Annotated in this window: 1 pseudogene; it reads left to right on the forward strand. The window is 46.4% G+C overall.

The window, feature by feature from the left end:
- A pseudogene (locus tag AB4161_RS18670) lies at window positions 1-2,407 on the forward strand (hypothetical protein); the annotation flags it as partial.

Genomic DNA, 2,407 nt, shown 5'->3' on the forward strand with positions numbered 1-2,407 from the left:
GTTGTCGCTCAGGCGACAGGATCGTTTGTTACCACGGAAGGTGCAGACCAAGTAGAGGCTTACGAACTACGTAATATCTCAACGCTAGAAGCGACGCTATCGTCGGGCAATGAAGGTATTAAGATCACTGAAATCACAGGTGCTGCTAACACGACCACCTACCAAGGTGCAACGGACTCAGGCGGAACGCCAATCTTCACATTAGTGCTGACTGATGACGGTGCTTATACGTTTACTTTACTTGGCCCTCTCAATCACGCTACGACACCAAATAACCTCGATACATTAACAATATCGTTTGATGTTGTAGCCGTTGATGGTGACGGCGATGATTCTAACCAATATGTATTGCCAATTGAGGTGCTCGATGATGCGCCAACTATCACTGATACGACTGTTGGGAGTACATTTGTCGTTGATGAAGATGATCTTGGGTCTGTGGTGTCTCAAGCGACAGGTGCATTTGTTACCACAGAAGGTGCTGACCTAGTAGAAGTTTACGAACTGCGTAATATCTCAGCTCTTGAATCGACATTAACCTCTGGAACTGAAGCGATTTCTATTACAGAAATCACAGGGGCGGCTAACACGACGACCTATCAAGGTACGACGACAAGCGGGACTCCTATCTTCACGCTCGCGCTAGCGAATGATGGCTCTTATACCTTTACGTTGTTAGGTCCTCTAAATCATCCTACAAGTCCGAATTCCAATACCTTAACGATTCCATTCGATGTCGTTGCGGTTGATGGCGATGGCGATGATTCTAACCAATATGTATTGCCAATCGAGGTGCTCGATGATGCGCCAGTAATGACGGCGCCGACTGGTGACATGGTTGTCGATGAAGACGATCTTACTGGCATTGGTTCAGATCAATCTGAAGACACCATTATTAATGGATTATTCACGGTTGATGAAGGCGCCGATGGTGTTGCGAAGTATGAACTGGTTGATGAAGATTTGGTTCTGACTGGCTTAACCTCCGATGGAGAAAGTCTAGAGTGGCAAGCTGTTTCACAAAACGGCACAACATTTACTTATGTTGCTCAAACTGCAACGAGTAATGAAGCGGTGTTCGAGATTATTTTCGATACCTCGGATAACAGCTATCAATTCGAACTGTTTAAACCAATTAAGCACCCTGGTGGCGCGGCTGAAAACACCATTGACCTTAATTTCTCTGTTGTGGCTGAAGATTCCGACCAAGATAAATCGAATGCGGTCGATCTGCAGATCACGGTGACGGATGATGTGCCAACCATCACTGATACGACTGTTGCGAGTACGTTTGTCGTTGATGAAGATGATTTAGGCACTGTTGTCGCTCAGGCGACAGGCTCGTTTGTTACCACAGAAGGTGCTGACCAAGCTGAGGTTTACGAACTACGCAATATCTCAACGCTGGAAGCGACGCTATCGTCGGGCAATGAAGGTATTAAGATCACTGAGATCACAGGTGCCGCTAACACGACCACCTACCAAGGCGCAACTGACGCGAGCGGGACGCCAATCTTCACATTAGTACTGACTGATGATGGTGCTTACACGTTTACCTTGCTTGGTCCTCTCAATCACGCTACGACACCGAGCAACCTCGATACATTAACCATACCGTTTGATGTTGTTGTTGTTGATCGTGATGGGGATGATTCTAACCAATATGTATTGCCAATCGAGGTGCTTGATGGTGCGCCAGTAATGACGGCGCCGACTGGTGAAATGGTTGTCGATGAAGACGATCTTACTGGTATTGGTTCAGATCAATCTGAAGGTACCATTATTAATGGGTTATTCACGGTTGATGAAGGCGCCGATGGCGTCGTGAAGTATGAGTTGGTCGATGAAGATTTGGTTCTGACTGGCTTAACCTCTGATGGAGAAAGTTTAGAGTGGCAAGCTGTTTCACAAAGCGGCACAACATTTACTTACATTGCTCAAACAGCAACGAGTAATGAAGCGGTGTTCGAGATTATTTTCGATACCTCGGATAACAGCTATCAATTCGAACTGTTTAAACCAATTAAACACCCTGATGGCTCTGATGAAAACACGATTGACCTTAACTTCTCTGTTGTTGCAGAAGATTTCGACCAAGATAAATCGAATGCGATCGATCTGAAGATCACAGTGACGGATGATGTGCCAACCATCACTGATACGACGGTTGCGAGTACGTTTGTCGTTGATGAAGGCGATTTAGGCTCTGTTATCGCTCAGGCGGCAGGCTCGTTTGTTACCACGGAAGGTGCAGACCAAGTCGAGGTTTACGAACTACGCAATATCTCAACGCTGGAAGCGACGTTATCGTCGGGCAATGAAGGTATTAAGATCACTGAGATCACAGGTGCCGCTAACACGACCACCTACCAAGGGGCAACTGACCTAGGTGGAACGCCAATTTTTA

The sequence above is a fragment of the Vibrio sp. 10N.286.51.E5 genome (genome assembly GCF_041469125.1).
Taxonomy (GTDB): Bacteria; Pseudomonadota; Gammaproteobacteria; order Enterobacterales; family Vibrionaceae; genus Vibrio; species Vibrio crassostreae_C.